The organism is Microcoleus sp. B7-D4 (assembly GCF_036705125.1).
Classification (GTDB): domain Bacteria; phylum Cyanobacteriota; class Cyanobacteriia; order Cyanobacteriales; family Microcoleaceae; genus Microcoleus.
Genome location: NZ_JAUBTT010000116.1, coordinates 1 through 2,122, shown reverse-complemented (window position 1 = coordinate 2,122; position 2,122 = coordinate 1). Strand labels below are relative to the sequence as shown.

The window sequence follows — 2,122 nt, the reverse complement described above, 5'->3', positions numbered from 1 at the left end:
GCAATAACCAAAATTCGTAGGGGCGGGTTCGCGACTAATTTTGTCACCCAAAAACAATTTTAATAAACCCGCCCCCACCCAACCAACAACCCCAAATAACATCAATTTATGGTTAAATTCAATGAATTATTAATATTTGGGTGGGGTGGGGGCGGGTTTTACGATTCGTCGTTGGGTGTCATATATTTCGGTGAACCCGCCCCTACAGGATGGTGATATTATAATCTATTGTTGATGAATCTACGATCATAACATCTACTAACAAAACCATGAAATCAACACACAAAAAAAACCGCTTTTTCCTCACCTTTCTCTCATTCACCACCTTAGCAATGTGGGAATTAGGACTTTTCTTCCCATCCCAAACAGCCACAGCCCAAATTACCCCCGCAACCGACGGAACCAATACTCAAATTACTCCCAGCGGCAACCAATTCAACATCAACGGCGGCCAACAATCAAGCGACGGTGCAAATCTATTTCACAGTTTCCAAGAATTTGGTTTAACTCAAGGGCAAACTGCCAATTTTATATCAAATCCCAATATCCGCAATATTTTAGGGCGAGTTGTCGGCGGCGATGCTTCGCTGATTAACGGATTAATTCAAATAACGGGTGGCAATTCCAATTTATTTTTAATGAATCCGGCGGGGATTGTTTTCGGTGCAAATGCCAGTTTGAATGTGCCTGCTGCTTTCACTGCGACTACTGCGACGGGCATCGGTTTTGGCAATAACTGGTTTAGTGCGACTGGTACAAATAATTATACTCAATTAGTCGGAAATCCTAATACTTTTGCTTTTACAAATACACAGCCGGGGGGAATTGTCAATTTAGGCAATTTGGCAGTGGGACAAGGGCAAAATTTAACTTTATTGGGCGGCACGGTTTTGAGTACGGGACAACTTTCTGCACCGGGAGGAAATATTATTGTTGCGGCGGTTCCCGGCGAGAGTTTAGTCAGAATTAGTCAACCGGGAAATCTGTTAAGTTTGGAGATTCAGCCGCAATCTGTCGCGGGCAGTTTGCCTCAAAATTGGGTGTTGCCAGTTGCATCTTTGCCGCAGTTGTTGACTGGTGGGGGGGGAAGTGCAACGGGGGTGACAGTCAACCCTGGAGGGCAAATAGAATTAACTGGTTCTGGTTTGCAGGTAGAGAATGGAGATGTCGCTGCTAAAGAAGTAACTGCGGAGAATGCAACGCTGTCAGCTAATCGCAATTTGACATTAGTTGAAAGTCTGTTGCGTACAACTGGCGATTTGAATTTGCTGGCTAACAATACAGTGCGGGTGCGCGATAGTGTGGCAAATCCGTTTGTGGCTAATGCTGGCGGTAATCTCTACATTCAGGGCAATCAAAGTATCGATCTTTTGGCGCTGAATCATCTTTCGCAAACGCCGTTTGTAAGCGGCGGAAATTTGACTTTAGTGAGTAACGGTCTGATATCTACAGATGCTCACTTTAGAAGTGGCAGTAACACATCGATTGTTGATTTATCGGGTAAACCTGCTAATTTTATCAGTTTATATGATCCAATATTTACGCAGCCCAATGACTATATCTCTGGGGGATATACGGGGGCTTCCCTCAAGGTAGATACAACTTCGGGTACTGGAAATATTACTTTTAACGGTGGGATTTCAATCACAAGTCCAGATGCAGCTTTTGCTAATGCTTCTCCTGGTACAGATGAATTTATTTTAGCTACTTCGCGCTCTATAATTTTGCGATCTGGCGGCAATATTCAAGTAAAAAACATTGACAATTATAATAACCTGCCCAATAACGTAGGTCCTATAATTATGCAAGCTACAGGCCACATTCAAGCGGGAATGATTTCAGTGTCTAATATTGCGGGGGATGCTGGTTATATATCTTTGAGTGCTGGGGGAAATATTTCAACAGAAGGACTTCTTGCTAAGAATATTTCTGGTAATGGCGTTGGCGGTGATATTACGGTGAATGCAGGTGGCAGCTTTACTTTTATAGCAGGAAATACAGCGGGTGCGGAAAATATAACTACTTCCGCACCTAATGGAGGGGGTAATAAGCTGTTGCACATTTAAACTGTGATACAATCATTACCCTTATTTTTGATTTTGCGACCCCATTTAATTATTAA

General features: G+C 42.9%; 1 protein-coding gene. It reads left to right on the top strand.

From position 1 onward, the window contains the following. The first annotated feature begins 332 nt into the window (after nucleotides 1-332). Nucleotides 333-2,066 carry a two-partner secretion domain-containing protein gene (locus QUB12_RS32175; RefSeq protein WP_445300689.1) on the top strand — a complete coding sequence of 578 codons (1,734 nt, stop codon included), beginning with the start codon at nucleotides 333-335 and terminating at the stop codon, nucleotides 2,064-2,066. The last annotated feature ends 56 nt before the right edge of the window (nucleotides 2,067-2,122 follow it).